Below are 15977 nucleotides of genomic sequence, written 5' to 3'. Positions count from 1 at the left end.
AGCCCGCCTACTGTGCGGTGCGTGACGGACCTGCCACAGCAGACATTCGACGACGCGACCGCCGTGCTCCGGTCGGCGCTGGCCGGTGACGGGGACGCCGTGGTGGGCAGGTTCGACGAGGTGGTCGACCGGTCCGGCCTGGCCGGGGCATACGGGGTGGCATGGTGCCTGGCCGCCACCATGGTGGGCGACCCGGGCCCGCCGGGGTCGTGCGCGCTCGACTTTCCCGGCATCGAGGAGGCGGGCTACGACGCTCGCTGGGTGGCGCGGTTCGTGAGCGCGTACGCCAACCGCGACGCCGACACCGGGCAGGCGCTGTTCGGCGCGGCGGCGGCCGACGGCCTGCTCCCGGACTGCCTGCTCACCCTCGCCGGTTCGACGGTCGCCACGCTGCGCAGTCGCCGCGACTGACGCCGGCCGGCGACGGCGGCGTGTGATAGCTCTGGTGGCATGTCCCAGGCCATGCTCAGCAAGGTCCGCAAGCTGCTCGCCCAGGCGGAGGACCCGGCCTGCACGCCCGCCGAGTCCGCGGCGTTCACCGCCAAGGCCACCGAGCTGATCGCCCGCTACGGCGTGGACAGGGCGCTGCTCGCCGCCCGGGACCCGGCCACCGACCCGGTGGGCGACCGGGTGGTGGAGGTGGTGGCCCCGTACGCCCGGGACAAGGCCGGCCTGCTCGCGGCCGTCGCCGACCCGATGCGCTGCCGGTGCGTACGCCGGCGGCACGGCAGCGGCTTCGCCATGCACCTGTTCGGTTTCGCGAGCGACCTGGAACGGGTCGACGTGCTCTTCACCTCGCTGCTGGTGCAGGCCGCGCACGGGCTGGCCGGTACGCCGGTGCCGCCCGGCGAGCAGCCGGGCGCCTTCCGCCGTTCCTGGCTGGCCGGGTTCGCGCAGGTGATCGGGGCGCGGCTGCGGGCCGCCGAGGCGCAGGCGGCGAGCGGTGCGGGCGAACCGGGCGTGGCCCTCGTCCTGGCGGACCGGTCCGACCGGGTCCAGCGGCGGCTCGCGGAGGTCTACCCGCGCCTGCGGGCGGCGCCCCGGCGGCGGCTCGCCGGCACCGGGTTCGCCTCCGGGGCCGACGCCGGGCGTCGAGCCGATCTGGGCGGTCCGGTCGTGGGCACGGGGACGGGACCCGAGCGCGGCCTCGGTCGCTGACTCAGTTCAGCGGCGGGCGGTGGCCGTCGAGCGTGGCGACGTACCGGGAGAGGAGTTCGTGCCAGCCGGCGGTGAGCGCCTGCCGGTAGCCCTCGGCCGCGTCGCCGTGCCGGTCGAAGTGGCGGTGTTCCAGTTCCACTCGGGTCTGCTCCGCCGCCTCGGGCAGGAACACCGCTTCGACCTCGCTGGCCCGCGCCGGATCCGGCACCGGCACCCGGTCCGGACCGATCTGCCAGGTGAAGACCAGCCGGCGGGGCGGGTCCCAGGTGAGCACCCGGCCCCAGTCGGAGCGGAAGCCGTAGGGACCGATCTCGTAGAGCATGCCGCCGGCCCGTGGCTCCATGCCCAGCTCGGCCAGCGCCTCCGGGCCGGACCACGTGTACTCCCTCACCCACCAGTCGGTGAGCGCACCGGTGAAGACCGCGAAGGCCCGCTCGGTGGGTGCGGAGACGAGGAGGCTGCACCGCAGGGAGAACTGCTCGACGTCCTGCCGGATGTCGGCCGGATCCGCCATCTCCTGTCCCATAGGCCCGGACCATACCGGCTGATGCCTCGATGTGCAGCGGGCCGAGCTGCCCGGTTCCGGACAGATGGTGCCCGGCTTCCCCGGCCGGCGAGGCCCGCCCGTCCCCGCTGTTCCGCGGCAACCCGGCGGTTGGTGGTAAGGGATGGGGTGCGGCGATTCGGGTAAGCGCGCCCGGTCGTGGCCGGCGCGAGCCGGGCCAGCCGAGCCGGGAGCGGGGCAGATGGGCAGCGGTAGCGAGTCGGGCGGGCGCGGACGGCCGGGCCACGGGCTGGAACAGCCGGGCGAGGACCGGGAAAGCCGGGAGGGTCCGGCTCAGCACGGCCGGGACGCCGCGCCGGAACGGCACGTACGCGAGGGCCGGTGGCCGGCCGAGGGGGAGCGGCGGGGCGGGGAACCGGACGTCCTGCTGGACGTGCCGGACCTGCGGGTCGAGTCGATCCGGCTGGCCGTGGACGGGCTGGACGTCGACCTGTCCCTCCGCGCCCGGCTGGCCAATCTGATCCAACTGGACGCCGGTGTCCACGTGCGCCTGGACGCCGTCGAGCTGGACATCAGCGGCGTGCAGGCGGAGGCGCTGCTGAAGGTGCGGCTGGAGCGGCTCGCGGAGATCCTGGACCGGGCTCTCGAAACCATCGACCAGAACCCGCAGGTCATCGAGTCGGTGGCCCGGAACGCGACCGGCGCCGCCAGCGACGTGGGCCGGGCCGCCCAGCGCATCAGCGGCAGCAGCGAACGGCTGGGCGGCATGGTGGACCGGCTCGGCCGGGACATCGGTTCGGTGACCGCACGGGCCGAGTGGAGCGGGCCTGGCGCGATCGCCAAGGGTGGGGAACAGCCGGGCGGTCAGGCCCAGCCGGGCGGTGGGCGGCAGCAGCCCGGTGAGCAGAAGGCCGGTCAGCCGGCGGGCGGTCAGCCGCAGGCCGGTCAGCCGGCGGGCGGTGGACAGAAGGGCGGCCAGCAGCAGGCCGGTCAGCAGGAGGGCGGCGGGCCCGGCTGGCCGATGCCTAATCCTGCGGACCTCGCCGGGCAGGCCGGGGAGGTGCTGCGGCAGGCCGGCCGGAGCGTGTGGGACGTGATCCGGGCCGGGATGACGCAGCACGGGCCGCAGTCGAAGGGCTGACATCCGGGTGGCGCGGCCCAGCGCCCCCGACGCCGAGCCGATCACGGGCTACGGCCCGATCACGGGCCACGGAAGGGTTGCCTGTGGGGCCGGCAGCTCGGCCGAACCGGGGCGGTACCCGCCGGAGGCCGCCAGGGGATCTCTCTCGCTGAGCCTGATGACTCAGAGGCATAAATATGCCTCTGAGTCATCACGCTCGCGGCGAACATGGTGCCCGAACGGGCCGGCCGCAACTGCGGCCGGCTCCACGGGTGCAGCGGTCGCGGTCCGGGTCGTACCGAGGGGGTACGCGGATGTGGCCCCGTGGTGTGACGCCCGCCCGTCGCTTCCTCCATACGGTCACCGCAAGTCCCGACCAGGCGAGGGGGAGCCGTGTCCGTCGTACCGAATATTGAACAGCCGTCCCGTCCCATCACGGCGTCGGAGAGGTCCGGCCGCGGCCGCGTGCGTCGGCTCGCGGCCCTGACGGGGCGCAGCCTGGCGTACGCCGCGCTGTTGCTGCCGGTGGCCCTCGCGACGCTGCCTCCCCTCCTCGTGGGTCGCACGGGAACCGTCGTGGCGATGTGGCGTGGACTGCGGGCCCGGGTGCTCGGCGTGCCCTCCGTCGCGGCGCCACGGCGGCCGGGCGTCCTCGCCGTGACCGGCCACACGCTGCTGAGCCTGCTGCTCGGCGTGGCGGCGTTGCCGCCGCTCGGGGTGCAGCTCCTCATGGTGCTGCGGGGCGCCCTCTACGGCCTCGTGGAACCCGGCCCGTACGACACGGCCTGGGGTGGGCCCACCCTCGCCGGCGCCTGGCTCGTGCACTTCCTCGTGGCCGTGCCGACGTCCGTGGCCGGGCTCGCCCTGCTGATCGCCATCGCCGCGCTGCACCGGCGGTTCACGGCGGCGCTCGACGGCGAGCGGCAGCGGGTGTGGGCCCTGGCGGCGGCGCTGCTGATCGGCGCGGCCATGGGGCTCTTCGTCGTAGCCTGGCTTCAGCAGATCTAGCGCGGGAGGGGCGGCGTGTCGGGGGAGCCGGAGCCGGGCCTCGTGCCCGAACACCTGCGGACCAGGTACGTGGGCGATCCCGTCCTGCTGACGGTGGACGGGCAGGAGTTCCGCGTCCGTACCCGTGCCGGTGCGCCCGGGACGTACGACTTCGACTGGCTCAGCGGGCCGCACGACTACGGCTTCGGGATCAGCAGGTCCGACCGCTCCACGATGAGCCGGCCCGAGATGGAGGAGGCGATCCGCGACTTCCTCGCCCAGATCGACCCCGCCACCGGATACCTGGCGGAGTAGCCAACCAGAGGAGTCCTCGATTTCGCCGTCCGGTCCGGCGCGGGCGCCGACAATGAGGGCATGAGACAGCAGAGGTTCCTGCAGAAGGCTCAAGAAGCCGCGGCTCGTCGTCGTGCTCCCAAGAAGCAACCAGCCCGTCCGCACTCCCGGTGGCCGCTGATGGCGGCGCTGCTCGCGGCCGGGGGTGCCGCGGGAGCGGCCGGCGCCGCGGCGGTACGGCGCCGCAAGGGCGCCGAGCGCACCGGGCCCGGTGCGCCGGGTGACATCGGCCAGCCCGGCGGTACTGTCCGGCCCGTCGGCCGACCCGAGGGAACCACCCAGGGCTGGCGCCAGGGAACGTGAAGCGGAGGGCTTCGAAGGTCTCGCTCAGGCCGGGGTCGGATGGCTTCCTTGCTGCTTCCATTGTTCGCGGCACGGAAGGGCACGTGCACCGACTCGCCGGACTTCACGTTCTCCGAGGAAGCCCCCTGCAAAGCAAAACGCCGACCGGCGTTTCCGCTGGTCGGCGTTGCTGTAGCCCGGCGAAAGGCTATGTGGCCAGGGGCGGGGTCGAACCGCCGACCTTCCGATTTTCAGTCGGACGCTCGTACCAACTGAGCTACCTGGCCGCGTCGCTCGAACCATGCTACCCGGAGGGCGGATGATCCGCCGGAAGGGCACCCGATCCGATACGCAGAACGCCGCGCACTGAGCGCGGCGTCGGCGCTGCGGTCCTGACGGGACTTGAACCCGCGACCTCCGCCTTGACAGGGCGGCGAGCACTCCGACTGCTCCACAGGACCTAGCTCTGTTGCTCCGGCTTGCGCCGGTCGTGCCCCCAACGGGATTCGAACCCGTGCTACCGCCTTGAAAGGGCGGCGTCCTGGGCCGCTAGACGATGAGGGCGGCCCCGCCATCATTGCACATCTGCAACGTCAAGCGGACTTGCTCCCATCCGGCCCCGCCGGAGGCTTGGAAAGCATACGTGATGCCCCGGCGGTCGACCAAACCGGTATGGCTCGATCCGAGCCGGCCCGCGAAACCGCAGGTCAGGAGGGGTCAGCGGAGGCGGGTGATGCCGAAGCGCCGCTTCAGGTCGGCGATCACGCCGGGGCAGGCGGCGAACGTGGCGGCCCGATCGCCGCCCCCGTCGTGCAGCAGCACGATGGATCCGGGCTTGACCGCCTTCAGCACCCGCTTGGCGATGGTGGCCGCGGGCGGCTTGTCCCAGTCCTGGGGGTCGACGCTCCAGTGCAGCGGCCGCATTCCGAGATCCTTGGCGACCGCCACGACCTCCGGCGTCCACTGCCCGCCGGGCTGGCGGTAGAAGGTGACCGGCGCACCGGGGGCGGCCGCCTGGATCGCCTTCTTGGTGCGGGCCAGGTCGGCGCGGATCTCGTCCACGGGCCGCCGCCCGAGGTCGATGTCGTGCCGCCAACTGTGGTTGCAGAGCTGGTGCCCCTCGCGGACGATCCGCCGGACCAGTTCCGGGTGGCGCTGGACCTCGATGCCGACCAGGCAGAAGGTGGCCGTCACCCGGGCCGCCCGCAGGCGGTCGAGGATCTTCGGCGTCCAGGCCGGGCTCGGCCCGTCGTCGAACGTGAGCGCCACCGGTCGTACGCCGGTCGTGCGGCGCAGGCCGGCCGGCATGGTGGTGGGCCGGGGCCGCAACGGTCGCTTCGTCGGTGTGACGCGCGTCGGCTTCGGCGAGGCCGCCGGTTTGGGGCTGGGCGGCGGGGTGGTCGACGGGGCAGGGCTGCGGGCGGCGACGACCGTCCGGGCTGGCTGGGCGCACCCGGCGAGAGCCAGGACCAGGGCCAGGGCGTACGCCAGCGCGGCGCGGGGTTTCATCTGTTCGCTCCCGAAGGGGGGTCGGGGTCCGCGGACCACCCGACGCTAGTGGACGGCGTCGGGTCCCGACACCCCCGGTTCACCGCCCGGCGGCCGGCTCCAGCGAGTCGTGCACCGCGACCGCCAGCCCGACCGTCTCGGCGAGCCGGGTGGGATGCGTCACTCCGGCGGGCAGCGCCGACGGCGACCAGCCCGGGCCGGCGGCGAGTACCAGCAGCGGCCGCCTGCGGGCGGCGAGCAACGCGCTCAGCTGGGCCGGGTCGGCGGTGGCCGGCGTGTGCGACCAGAGGACCACGGCCGCCGGGCCGGTGCGGTCGACCGCCTCCAGCAGCGCCGGAAGGGGCACCCGGGCGCCGAGCATCCGGTAACCGACCCCCACCTCGGCGAGCGCGGCGGCGAGCGCCTCGAGCGGCAGCGTGTGCTGCTCCTCGTCCGCGCAGGACAGCAGGATCCGCTGCGGGCCGCCCGGCGGGGCCGACCGGCTGACCGCCGCCAACGCCTCGGAGACGCAGCGGGACATCAGGTGCTCCACCTCGACCAGGCCGGACGTGGCGGCGTGCCGCTCGCCGATGCCGGCCAGCACCGGCCGGATCAGCCCGTCCCAGGTGGCGACCACGCCCTGGTCGGCGAGCGTACGGGCGATGGTCTCGCCGATCGCCGCGGAGTCCAGCCGCATCGCGGCCCGGGCCAGCCCGCGTGCGGCCGGTCCGGCCCGGCCGACGGGGATGCTCGTGCCGCCCCCGTCGCGGGCGCCGGCACGACGGGCGCCGGCCAGCTCCTCGGCGCGCACCGTCCCGGCGGCCCCGCGTGCCCACCGCGCGGCCTCGGCGGGGCTGACCCCCTCGGCGGTGAGGCGGCGCATCACCTCCAGCCGGGCGAGGTCGGCCGACGTGTAGCGGCGGTGCTGGCCCGGTTCGTGCTGGCTGGGCCCGAGCCCGTAACGCTGGTGCCAGGTGCGCAGCGTGGTCACCGCTACGCCGAGCCGGCGAGCCACCGCCCCCGCGCTCAGTGCCTCATCGGCCACCCGACCGCTCCGGCGCGTCGTCGGTCGGCACACCCGACGGGACCGCGGCGGACGGGGCCGGGTCGGCGGGACGCAGCAGGCAGTTCACCACGCCGCCGAGCCAGGGTGAGTACGCCCGCGGGTCGGCTTCGAGGTCGGCCGCCAGCGCGGCGGGATCCGCCCAGCGCAGCTCGGCGACCTCGGCCGGGTCGGGCAGCAGTGGCGCCCCCGGCCGGAACTCCCCCCGCAGGACGTGGTCGTACTCGAACTCCACGCGGCCGCTGGCCGGGTCCTCGGCGTAGTAGACGTACACCCCGACCTCGGTCAGCTCGACCGGGCCGGCGCCCAGCTCCTCGCGCAGCCGGCGGTTGGCCGCCTCGTCCAGGGACTCGCCCGGCAGCGGGTGCCCGCAGCAGGAGTTGGCCCAGCGCAGCGGGAAGCGGGTCTTGACGGCGGCCCGGCGCTGGAGCAGCACCTGGCCGTCCGGGTCGACCAGCATGACGGAGAAGGCCCGGTGCAGCTGGCCGGGTGGCTGGTGGGCGGCCGCGACGGTGGTCTCGCCGCAGGGACGCCCGCCGTCGTCGACCAGCTCGACCAGGTGCGCCTCACGGTCGCTCATGCCCACACCTCACTACGGTCGCTCATCGGATGCTGCCCGTGACACGGCCGGCGGCCAGCTTGCCGGAGATCAACACCATCGGCACGCCCACCCCGGGCTGGGTGCCCGAGCCGACGAAGACCACGTTGGGGAGCGTCCGGTGCAGGTTGGAGGGGCGGAACGGCCCGGTCTGGAGGAAGCTGTGCGCGGCCGCGAAGGGGGTGCCGGCGGCCATGCCCTGGTCGGCCCAGTCCGCCGGGGTCACGGTGCGCAGCACCTCGACGCCCGCGCCGAAGCCGACGTAGCCGCGCTCCTCCAGCGTGCCGACGAGTTGGTCGGTGTAGCGGCGGGTGAGGTCGCCCCGCCAGTCGAGCGGGGCCCGGTCGAGGTTGGGGACGGGGGCGAGCACGTAGTAGGCGTGCCGGCCCGCCGGCGCGACCGACGGGTCCGTCCGGCTCGGGTTCGTGACCAGGAGAGACGGGTCGGACATCAGCTCACCCCGGCGGATGACCTCGTCGAACGTGCCCTTCCAGGATCGTCCGAAGTGGATGTTGTGGTGGGCGATCCGCGCGTACCCCTGCGTCGAACCGACGTGCAGCACGACGCAGGAGGGTGAGTAGGTGAGCCGGCGTCGGGGGCCGGGCGGGAGCAGGTCCCGGTACGCGACCGGCAGGTCCGGGTTGAGGACCACCACGTCGGCTTCGATCAGCTCGTCGTCCGCGGTGAGTACGCCGGTCGCTCGGCCGTTCGAGGTCTGCACCCGGGTCACGGTGGTGTCGTAGCGGATCTGCACGCCGTGCTTCTCGGCGGCGCCGGCCATCGCCCGGGAGACCGCGTGGATGCCGCCCCGGGGGAACCAGACGCCGGCCACCGAGTCCAGGTACGCGATGACGGTGTAGATGGCCAGCGCGTCGTGCGGGGCGAGGCCGGCGTACATGGCCTGGAAGGAGAAGATCCGCTGGGTGCGCGGGTCGCGGAAGAACTGACCGATCTTGGTGTGCAGCCGGCGGAAGGCGCCGCCCGCAAGCAGCCGCAGAAGGTTGCCCGTGAGCAGGTCGACGGGTGTGTCCAGGTTGCGTTCGATGAAGTCCGCGCGTTCGAGCCGCCACAGCCGGCGGGCGTAGTCGACGAAACGCAGGTAGCCGTCCGCCTCGCGCGGGCCGCACACGCGGGAGATCTCGGCGGCCATCCGGGTGGTGTCGGTGATGACGTCGAGCGTGGAACCGTCCGGGTAGTACGCCCGGTAGGCCGGGTCGAGCGGGGTCAGGTCGAGCCAGTCGTCCAGGTCCTCACCGACCGCCGCGAGTGCCTCGGCGATCAGCTCCGGCATGGTGAGCACGGTGGGACCGGTGTCGAACTCGTAGCCGTCCACGGCGAGCCGGCCGGCCCGGCCCCCGGGCACCGGCTCCCGTTCGAGCACGGTCACCTGCCGGCCGCTGCCCGCGAGGTGGAGCGCGCAGGCCAGGCCGCCCAGCCCGGCACCCACGACGACCACCCGGTCCGTCCGCCCGTCCACCGTCCGCACGCCGGCACCTCCTCGCCCGAGCGTGCCCATCATGCCCGCCGATCCGCCGCGGTGGTGGCCGGTCGGGCGGGCGCGGCGTTCGCGGTCCGACCGACGAGGTCGGCGTGCCGGGAGTGTCGTGCCGGCGCGACCGGGCGCGTCTCTGCCGCAACCGCATTGTTGGCCATGCGGCCGAGCGTACCCTAGAGTTACGAGTTGCGTCGATTGGTGCGTCGATTAACCGAGGAGGGTCGAGTGGACACGGACCTCACCGTCGCCTACGACCGGTGCCGTGAGCTGCACAGACGCCACGGTCGCACCTACTATCTCGCCACTCGCCTGCTTCCCGCGTGGAAACGGCGACATGTGCACGCCCTCTACGGCTTCACCCGGTACGCCGACGAGATCGTCGATCGCACCGACGACCTGCCGCCGGCCGAGCGCGCCGTACGGCTCGACGACTGGGCGGGCCGGTTCATGGCCGGGCTGCACGGCGAACGGGTCGACGATCCGCTGCTCCCGGCCGTGCTGCACACCATCGCCGTCTTCGACCTCGACCGGGACGACTTCGCGTCGTTCCTGAAGAGCATGGCGATGGACCTGACGGTGACCTCGTACCCCACGTACGCGCACCTGCTCGACTACATGGAGGGTTCGGCGGCGGCCATCGGCACGATGATGCTGCCCGTCCTGGAGAGCTCCGACCCCGTCGCGGCCCGGGAGCCGGCCCGCCAACTCGGCTTCGCCTTCCAGTTGACCAACTTCATCCGGGACGTGGCCGAGGACCTGGACCGGGGCCGGACCTACCTGCCCGACGAGGACCTGACCCGGTTCGGGGTCACCCGCCACGAGCTGGCCGAGGCCCGCGCGCGGGGGCGCGCCACGCCAGCCATTCGCGGGCTGATCGCGTACGAGGTGGCCCGGGCCCAGGCCCACTACGCGGCCGCGGCGCCCGGCATCACCCTGCTCGCGCCCGCGTCGCAGGCCTGTATCCGGACCGCGTACTCGCTCTATGGCGGGATCCTCGACGAGGTGGCCGCCCAGGACTACGACGTCTTCGCCCGCCGGGCCGTGGTGCCGCAGCGGCGGCGGCTCTCCGTGGCGGCCCGCGCCCTGCTCGCTCCCACCGGCACGCCCGTCGTCGTTCCCGGGCCGGCCGCGACCTGACGGCCCGCCCGCGTCAGAGGCAGCCGTGCAGGGCGTCCACCAGCGCCTCGACCCGGTCGAACTCGGCGAGCCGGGCGGTGACGTAGGCGAAGGCGTACCCGCGCACCGGGTCCGCCCACCCGCAGCTGCCGCCCAGCCCGCCCATGCCCCAGCTGCCGTCGTCCTCCCGCTGCATGCCCAACGTCCACTGGACCCGCCGGCCCAGCAGCAGGTCGTCGCCGTCGTACTGGGCGCGGGTGGCCTCGGCCACCAGGTCGGGGTCGAACAGCCGGACGTCGTCGAGGACGCCGCCGGCGAGCAGTCCCGCGTACAACCGGGCCAGCCCGGTCGCCGTGGCGTGCAGGTTGACCGCGGGCACCTCCGCGCCGCGCCAGAGCGCGCTGTTGAGCACCGCGAGGTCGAGCCCGCCCGCCGGGTTGGTCATCGCCCGGAAGCGCAGCGACCCCGGCTCGCCGGGTGCCCGGACGGGCCAGTCCGGGTCGCCGTACGACAGGTCGGCGCAGCGCCGCTGGTCCGCCTCGGCCAGGCCGAAGCCGAGGTCGAGCCTCCACGGGCCGGCGATCTCCTCGGCCAGGAACCGGCCCAGCGGCCGGCCGTCCACCCGCCGCACCAGCTCGCCGACCAGGTGCCCGTACGTCCAGGCGTGCTCGGCCGCCGCGGACCCGGGCGGCCACTCCGGCTCGGCGGCGGCGAGGTCGGCGCAGAGCAGGTCCCAGTCGGCGACCGCGTCGGCCGGCCGGGGGACGGGGAAGGCCGGGAGGCCCGCCGTGTGCGCGAGCACCTGCCGGACGGTGGCCGGCGCGCGGAAGCCGGGCCAGTGGCGGGCGACCGGGTCGTCGAGGTCGAGCCGACCGCGGTCGACGAGCGTGAGCAGGCAGAGCGCGGCCACCGGTTTGCCGACCGAGTAGACGTTCACCAGCGTGTCCGGCAGCCACTGTCGCCCCGGTGACCGCTCGCCGCCGACGATGTCGACCACGGGCCGGCCGTCGTACCAGATCGCCAGGCCCGCGCCGGTCTCCCGGCCGTCGGCGAGCAGATCGCGGAAGCAGTCGTGGACGGGCGCGAACCGTGCGTCGTGCATCCGAACACGGTAGGCCCACGCGTGGCTCGCGCGACCGCGCGGCCGCGCCCACCGCGTTGATCATGAAGTTGTTGTCGCGACACGCCGTGTTCCCGGGCAATAACTTCATGATCAACGGTGGGGGGCGGGACTTTCCGGCCCCCTGTGGCCGGGTCGGCCCGGACTGGGGGATGCTGTGCGGGTGGCGGAGCCGGAGCAGGTGGACGTGGTGGTGGTCGGGCTCGGCGTCGGCGGCGAGGAGGTGGCCGGGCGGCTCGCCGAGGCCGGCCTCAGCGTCGTCGGGATCGAGCGGGACCTGGTCGGAGGGGAGTGCCCCTACTGGGGCTGCATCCCGAGCAAGATGATGATCAGGGCCGCGAACGCCCTCGCCGAGGCGCGCCGCGTCAACGGCCTCGCCGGCACCGCCCAGGTCCAGCCCGACTGGGCCCCGGTGGCCAAGCGGATCCGCGAGGAGGCCACCGACACCTGGGACGACCGCGTGGCGGTCGAGCGGTTCACCGGGCGCGGCGGCCGGTTCGTCCGGGGCAGCGGCCGGTTCGAGGGCCCCGGCCGGGTACGGGTCGGCGACCAGGTGTTCGAGGCCCGGTACGGCGTCGTGCTGGGCACCGGTACCCGGCCGTCGGTGCCGCCGATCGAGGGTCTGGCCGACACGCCGTACTGGACGAACCACCAGGCGATCGAGGTCGAGGAACTGCCCGACTCGCTGCTGGTGCTGGGTGGCGGTGCGATCGGTCTGGAGCTGTCGCAGGTGTTCGCCCGGTTCGGCGTCCGGGTCACCGTGCTGGAGGCGCTCGACCGGGTGTTGGCCGTCGAGGAGCCGGAGGCGTCCGAGGTGGCCGCCGCCGCGCTGCGCGCGGACGGGGTGGAGATCCACACCGGGGTACGCGCGGAGCGGGTCGACCACGACGGCCGGGCGTTCACGGTACGTGCCGGCGGCTCCGAGTTCACGGCGGAGCGGCTGCTGGTGGTGACCGGTCGCCGGGCCCACCTGGACGAGCTGGGCCTCGACACGGTGGGAATCGACGCGACCCGGCGCTTCCTGCCGGTGGACGATCGGATGCACGTGGCCGACGACATCTGGGCGGTCGGCGACGTGACCGGCGAGGGCGCGTTCACCCACATCGCGATGTACCAGGCGGCCATCGTGATCGCCGACATCCTGGACCGGGCCCGGCACGCGCGGGCCGGCGCGGACCCGAGCGGCACCGCGAGCGTCGTCGGCGGCGCCATGGGCGCGGCCAGCCGTCTCGGCGCCAGCGGGTCGAGCGGGTCCGCCGGCACGGTGCCGCGCGCCGACTACCGGGCGCTGCCCCGGGTCACCTTCACCGACCCGGAGGTCGGGGCGGTCGGCCTCACCGAGCAGCAGGCCCGGGACCGCGGGATCAACGTGCAGGTGGGCTTCACGAAGCTGGGCAGCTCGACGCGGGGCTGGATCCACGGGGTCGGCGACGAGGGCTTCATCAAGCTGGTCGCGGACGCCGACCAGGGGGTGCTGATCGGGGCGACCTCGGCGGGGCCGGCCGGTGGCGAGGTGCTGTCCGGCCTGGTCGTCGCCGTGCACGCCGCGGTGCCGCTGAGCCAGCTGCGGCACATGATCTACGCGTACCCGACGTTCCACCGGGCCATCGAGGACGCGCTGCGCAACCTCCGGTCGATCTGACGGGCGCTGACGTCCGGCGGCATACCGCTGTTCAATTCTTGCAGTCAACTGACATAGGATTGCGGCCGTGACGAAACGGTTGACCGAAGTCGCCAGGAAGGCGGGCGTCAGCGAGGCCACCGTCAGCCGAGTGCTCAACGGCCGCGACGGTGTCTCCGAGGCGACCCGGACGGCCGTGCTGACCGCGCTGGACGTGCTCGGCTACGAGCGGCCCACCAAGCTGCGCGGCGAGCGCGCCCGGCTGGTCGGCCTGGTGCTGCCCGAGCTGCAGAACCCGATCTTCCCGGCGCTCGCCGAGGTGGTCACCGGGTCCCTCGCCCAGCGCGGCTTCACGCCGGCCCTGTGCGCCCGCACCATCGGCGGCGTCTCCGAGATGGACTACGTCGAGATGCTCCTCGACCACCAGGTCTCCGGGGTGATCTTCGCCGGCGGTTCGTACGCGCTCGCCGACGCGCGGCACGACCACTACCGCCGGCTGACCGACCGGGGCCTGCCGGTCGTGCTGGTCAATGCGGGTGTGGACGAGCTGGGCTTCCCCCGGGTGTCGACCGACGACGCGGTGGCGGTCGAGCAGGCGTACGGGCACCTGCGCTCGCTCGGCCACGAGCGGATCGGGATGGTGCTCGGCCCCGAGGGCCACGTGCCGTCCCGGCGCAAACTGGACGCGATGGTCCAGGCTGCGGGGTGGGGTGAGGACACGGAGTACGTCGAGCGTTCCAGCTTCTCCATGGAGGGTGCGCGGGTCGCCGCGACCAAGCTGGTCGAGCGGGGCGTGACCGGCATCATCTGCGCCAGCGACGTGCTGGCGCTGGGCACCATCCGGGCCGCCCGGCGGCTGGGCCGCGCCGTGCCGACGGACGTGTCGGTGGTGGGCTACGACGACTCCGCGTTCATGACCTGCACCGACCCGCCGCTGACCACCGTGCGGCAGCCGATCGAGATGATGGGACAGGCCGCCGTGGATCTGCTGGTCACCCAGATCGAGGGGGCCGGCGTCCTGCACGACGAGCTGCTGTTCGAGCCCGAACTCGTGGTACGCGGCTCCACCGCGCCCGCTCCCGGTCGCTGACCCGCCGGGCCGGCGCGACTCGGTCACCCCGTCGCCGTCGAGCCCCGCCACGGGTCCGTAGCTGACCTCCGTTCCATCCGGCCACCGTCCACCGTGGCCGCCGTTGACGACGCTCCGGCCGTCGACCGCCTCCCGCGGTCGGCGGCCGTTTCCGTGGATGCCGGTCGGCGGGGCGGCCGTTCCCTGCCGTACCACCGCGGGTGAACCCCCGCCCTCGCTGATCGACGTCAGCCGATGGAGTGGGCGGCGCGTCCGCTGTGGAGCCGGGGTACCGGCAAAAGCGGCGAGAAGCCACAACTCGGGCGGATTCCAAGATCCTGTCAATATTTCTCGTTACAAAGTCGCGTCCTTTCAAAACCGGATCGCTACCTTGCTGAAATGAGTACGCCTCGTTACAGTGACTCCACTCACACCGGGCCCCGACGCAACTACTCGGGGTCAGGTCGTACAGCGAATTCAGATCACGTAGCAGGGCATCGTCGCGGTGACGTTCACCGCAGGTCAGCGAAGGTCATGGAGACACCCGTTCCCGAAGGGATGGACAGATGTCCGTACCGCAGTACCGGAAGGCTGCGGCGCTAGCGCTCGTGGCCGGCCTGGGGCTGAGCCTCACGGCATGCTCCACGAAGAGTGACGACGACGACGCGAACGCCGGCGGCAAGGTCACCATCACGGTCGACTGCCAGCCGGTCGGCGCGCAGAAGGAGCTGCTGCAGAACTGGAACGCCGACGTCGTCGAGTTCCAGAAGCAGAACCCCGACATCACCATCAAGAGCGTCAGCGTCGGTGAGCAGTGCAACAACCCGCCGGACTTCACGGCCCGCCTCTCCGGCGGCACGATGACCGACGTCTTCTACGGGTACATGACCGATCTCCAGCAGGTGCTCGACTCCGGTCAGGCGATGGACATCAGCGGGTACGCCAACAAGGACAGCATCCCGACCTGGGACAGCGTCGACCCGGCGCTCAAGGAGGTCTTCACCGACAACGGCAAGCTCTACGCGGTGCCGGTGAAGAACTACTCGATGGGCCTCGTCTACAACAAGGTCCTGTTCCAGCAGGCCGGGCTCGACGTGAACAACCCGCCGAAGACGTGGCCCGAGGTCCGGGAGGCCGCCAAGAAGATCTCCGCGCTGGGCAACGGCATCGCCGGCTACGCGGAGTACAGCGCGGGCAACACCGGTGGCTGGCACTTCACCTCGCTGCTCTACTCCCAGGGCGGCCAGGTGCTCACGCCGGACGGCAAGAAGGCCGACTTCAACAACCCGATGGGCAAGCAGGTCCTCCAGAACCTCAAGGACATGCGGTACGGCGACAACAGCATGGGCAGCCGGCAGCTCCTGCAGTGGGGCGACCTGCTGACCAACGCCGCCGCCGGCAAGGTCGGCATGTTCATCGGCGCGCCGGACACCACCCAGGCGATCGTCAGCCAGTTCCAGGGCAAGTTCCAGGACTGGGCGATGGGCCCGCTGCCCGGCCAGGACGGCCCGGCGAAGGGCACGCTCGGCGGTGGCGAGGGCTACTTCTTCAAGAAGGGCCTCACGCCGGAGCAGGTCAAGGCCGGCCTGAAGTGGGTCGCGTACCAGAAGCTGACGCCGGGCAAGGGCCAGTTCGACTACGTCCGGGCCAAGCCGCAGAACTACCCGGTGGGTCTGCCCCAGCCGCTGCTCTTCGCCAACGGCAGCGAGGCGCAGAAGCAGGAGCTGGAGCTGCGCAAGGCGAACGCGAACGTCGACACCGCGAACTTCGCGCTCTTCGAGGCGAACCCGATCCCGATCAAGGGTGAGCCGCGCAACGCGCAGGCGATCTACGCGGTGCTCGACGCCGCGATGTCGGGTGTGCTCACCAACCCGAACTCGAACATCGACGCGCTCCTCAAGACGGCCGAGGACAAGGTCAACCAGCTCCTCGCCGCCGAGGGCTGATCCGGTGGTGTGGGGGCCGGCACGACGGCCCCCACACCCGCCGCGCCCCACCGTC

16 protein-coding genes and 3 tRNA genes are annotated in these 15977 nt (G+C 73.3%); 10 read left to right on the top strand and 9 right to left on the bottom strand.

Annotated elements, in window-relative coordinates:
* Positions 1 to 21: 21 nt before the first annotated feature.
* Both D7193_RS10530 and D7193_RS10525 read left to right on the top strand, forming a co-directional pair.
* Positions 22 to 411, top strand: a complete 390-nt coding sequence (locus D7193_RS10530) for a hypothetical protein (protein WP_120779072.1) — start codon at positions 22 to 24, stop codon at positions 409 to 411.
* Positions 412 to 450: 39 nt separating this feature from the next.
* Positions 451 to 1158 (top strand): DUF2786 domain-containing protein, encoded by a 708-nt coding sequence (locus D7193_RS10525; RefSeq protein ID WP_120779071.1) that lies wholly within the window; start codon positions 451 to 453, stop codon positions 1156 to 1158.
* Between the two features lies 1 nt (position 1159).
* Here the strand turns inward: D7193_RS10525 and D7193_RS10520 are convergent, their stop codons facing one another.
* Positions 1160 to 1684, bottom strand: a complete 525-nt coding sequence (locus D7193_RS10520; RefSeq protein ID WP_120779070.1) for an SRPBCC family protein — start codon at positions 1682 to 1684, stop codon at positions 1160 to 1162.
* 220 nt (positions 1685 to 1904) lie between these two features.
* Here D7193_RS10520 and D7193_RS33395 point away from each other — a divergent pair, with 220 nt between their 5' ends.
* The 4 genes from D7193_RS33395 to D7193_RS33190 all read left to right on the top strand — a co-directional run bounded on the left by D7193_RS33395 (position 1905) and on the right by D7193_RS33190 (position 4427).
* Positions 1905 to 2804: a hypothetical protein gene (locus tag D7193_RS33395; RefSeq protein WP_158674788.1), complete on the top strand. Its 900-nt coding sequence runs from the start codon at positions 1905 to 1907 to the stop codon at positions 2802 to 2804.
* Between the two features lie 444 nt (positions 2805 to 3248).
* The gene (locus D7193_RS10510; RefSeq protein ID WP_120779069.1) at positions 3249 to 3791 is read left to right on the top strand and encodes a hypothetical protein; all 543 of its coding nucleotides are present in this window, start codon (positions 3249 to 3251) and stop codon (positions 3789 to 3791) included.
* A gap of 15 nt (positions 3792 to 3806) precedes the next feature.
* Positions 3807 to 4085, top strand: coding sequence for a hypothetical protein (locus D7193_RS10505; protein ID WP_206611860.1), 279 nt, complete (start codon positions 3807 to 3809; stop codon positions 4083 to 4085).
* A 60-nt stretch (positions 4086 to 4145) separates the two neighbouring features.
* Entirely contained in the window at positions 4146 to 4427 is a 282-nt protein-coding gene (locus tag D7193_RS33190; protein WP_147434354.1) for a hypothetical protein, read from the top strand.
* 192 nt (positions 4428 to 4619) lie between these two features.
* Here D7193_RS33190 and D7193_RS10495 read toward each other — a convergent pair.
* The 7 genes from D7193_RS10495 to crtI form a co-directional block, all read right to left on the bottom strand.
* Positions 4620 to 4693: transfer RNA gene (locus D7193_RS10495), tRNA-Phe, on the bottom strand.
* Positions 4694 to 4793: 100 nt separating this feature from the next.
* Positions 4794 to 4867 (bottom strand) — tRNA-Asp (locus tag D7193_RS10490).
* Positions 4868 to 4897: 30 nt separating this feature from the next.
* Positions 4898 to 4970 (bottom strand) — tRNA-Glu (locus D7193_RS10485).
* A gap of 153 nt (positions 4971 to 5123) precedes the next feature.
* Positions 5124 to 5915, bottom strand: a complete 792-nt coding sequence (locus D7193_RS10480) for a polysaccharide deacetylase family protein (RefSeq protein ID WP_120779067.1) — start codon at positions 5913 to 5915, stop codon at positions 5124 to 5126.
* Between the two features lie 79 nt (positions 5916 to 5994).
* Positions 5995 to 6939, bottom strand: coding sequence for a MerR family transcriptional regulator (locus D7193_RS10475; protein ID WP_120779066.1), 945 nt, complete (start codon positions 6937 to 6939; stop codon positions 5995 to 5997).
* Positions 6929 to 7537, bottom strand: coding sequence for an isopentenyl-diphosphate Delta-isomerase (gene idi / locus D7193_RS10470; protein WP_120779065.1), 609 nt, complete (start codon positions 7535 to 7537; stop codon positions 6929 to 6931). Before idi ends, D7193_RS10475 begins: the two co-directional genes overlap by 11 nt.
* Positions 7538 to 7559: 22 nt before the next feature.
* Positions 7560 to 9041: a phytoene desaturase family protein gene (gene crtI / locus D7193_RS10465; RefSeq protein ID WP_174242572.1), complete on the bottom strand. Its 1482-nt coding sequence runs from the start codon at positions 9039 to 9041 to the stop codon at positions 7560 to 7562.
* 234 nt (positions 9042 to 9275) lie between these two features.
* Here crtI and D7193_RS10460 point away from each other — a divergent pair, with 234 nt between their 5' ends.
* On the top strand, positions 9276 to 10187 hold the full coding sequence (locus tag D7193_RS10460) for a phytoene/squalene synthase family protein (protein ID WP_120779064.1): 912 nt from the start codon (positions 9276 to 9278) through the stop codon (positions 10185 to 10187).
* A gap of 13 nt (positions 10188 to 10200) precedes the next feature.
* Here the strand turns inward: D7193_RS10460 and D7193_RS10455 are convergent, their stop codons facing one another.
* Positions 10201 to 11268, bottom strand: a complete 1068-nt coding sequence (locus D7193_RS10455) for a serine hydrolase domain-containing protein (protein WP_120779063.1) — start codon at positions 11266 to 11268, stop codon at positions 10201 to 10203.
* Between the two features lie 181 nt (positions 11269 to 11449).
* Between D7193_RS10455 and D7193_RS10450 the strand changes: the two genes are divergently transcribed.
* From D7193_RS10450 to D7193_RS10440, 3 genes are all read left to right on the top strand, one after another.
* Entirely contained in the window at positions 11450 to 12928 is a 1479-nt protein-coding gene (locus tag D7193_RS10450) for a dihydrolipoyl dehydrogenase family protein (protein ID WP_120779392.1), read from the top strand.
* 67 nt (positions 12929 to 12995) lie between these two features.
* Complete coding sequence (locus D7193_RS10445) at positions 12996 to 13997, top strand: LacI family DNA-binding transcriptional regulator (RefSeq protein WP_120779062.1); 1002 nt, start codon at positions 12996 to 12998, stop codon at positions 13995 to 13997.
* Positions 13998 to 14542: 545 nt separating this feature from the next.
* Positions 14543 to 15922, top strand: a complete 1380-nt coding sequence (locus D7193_RS10440) for an ABC transporter substrate-binding protein (RefSeq protein WP_120779061.1) — start codon at positions 14543 to 14545, stop codon at positions 15920 to 15922.
* The last annotated feature ends 55 nt before the right edge of the window (positions 15923 to 15977 follow it).

Origin of the sequence: Micromonospora costi, assembly GCF_003626655.1 — a bacterium.
In the GTDB taxonomy this organism is placed as follows: domain Bacteria; phylum Actinomycetota; class Actinomycetes; order Mycobacteriales; family Micromonosporaceae; genus Micromonospora; species Micromonospora costi.
Note: the sequence above shows the minus strand (reverse complement) of the source record. Positions and strands in the feature narration are given on the sequence as shown.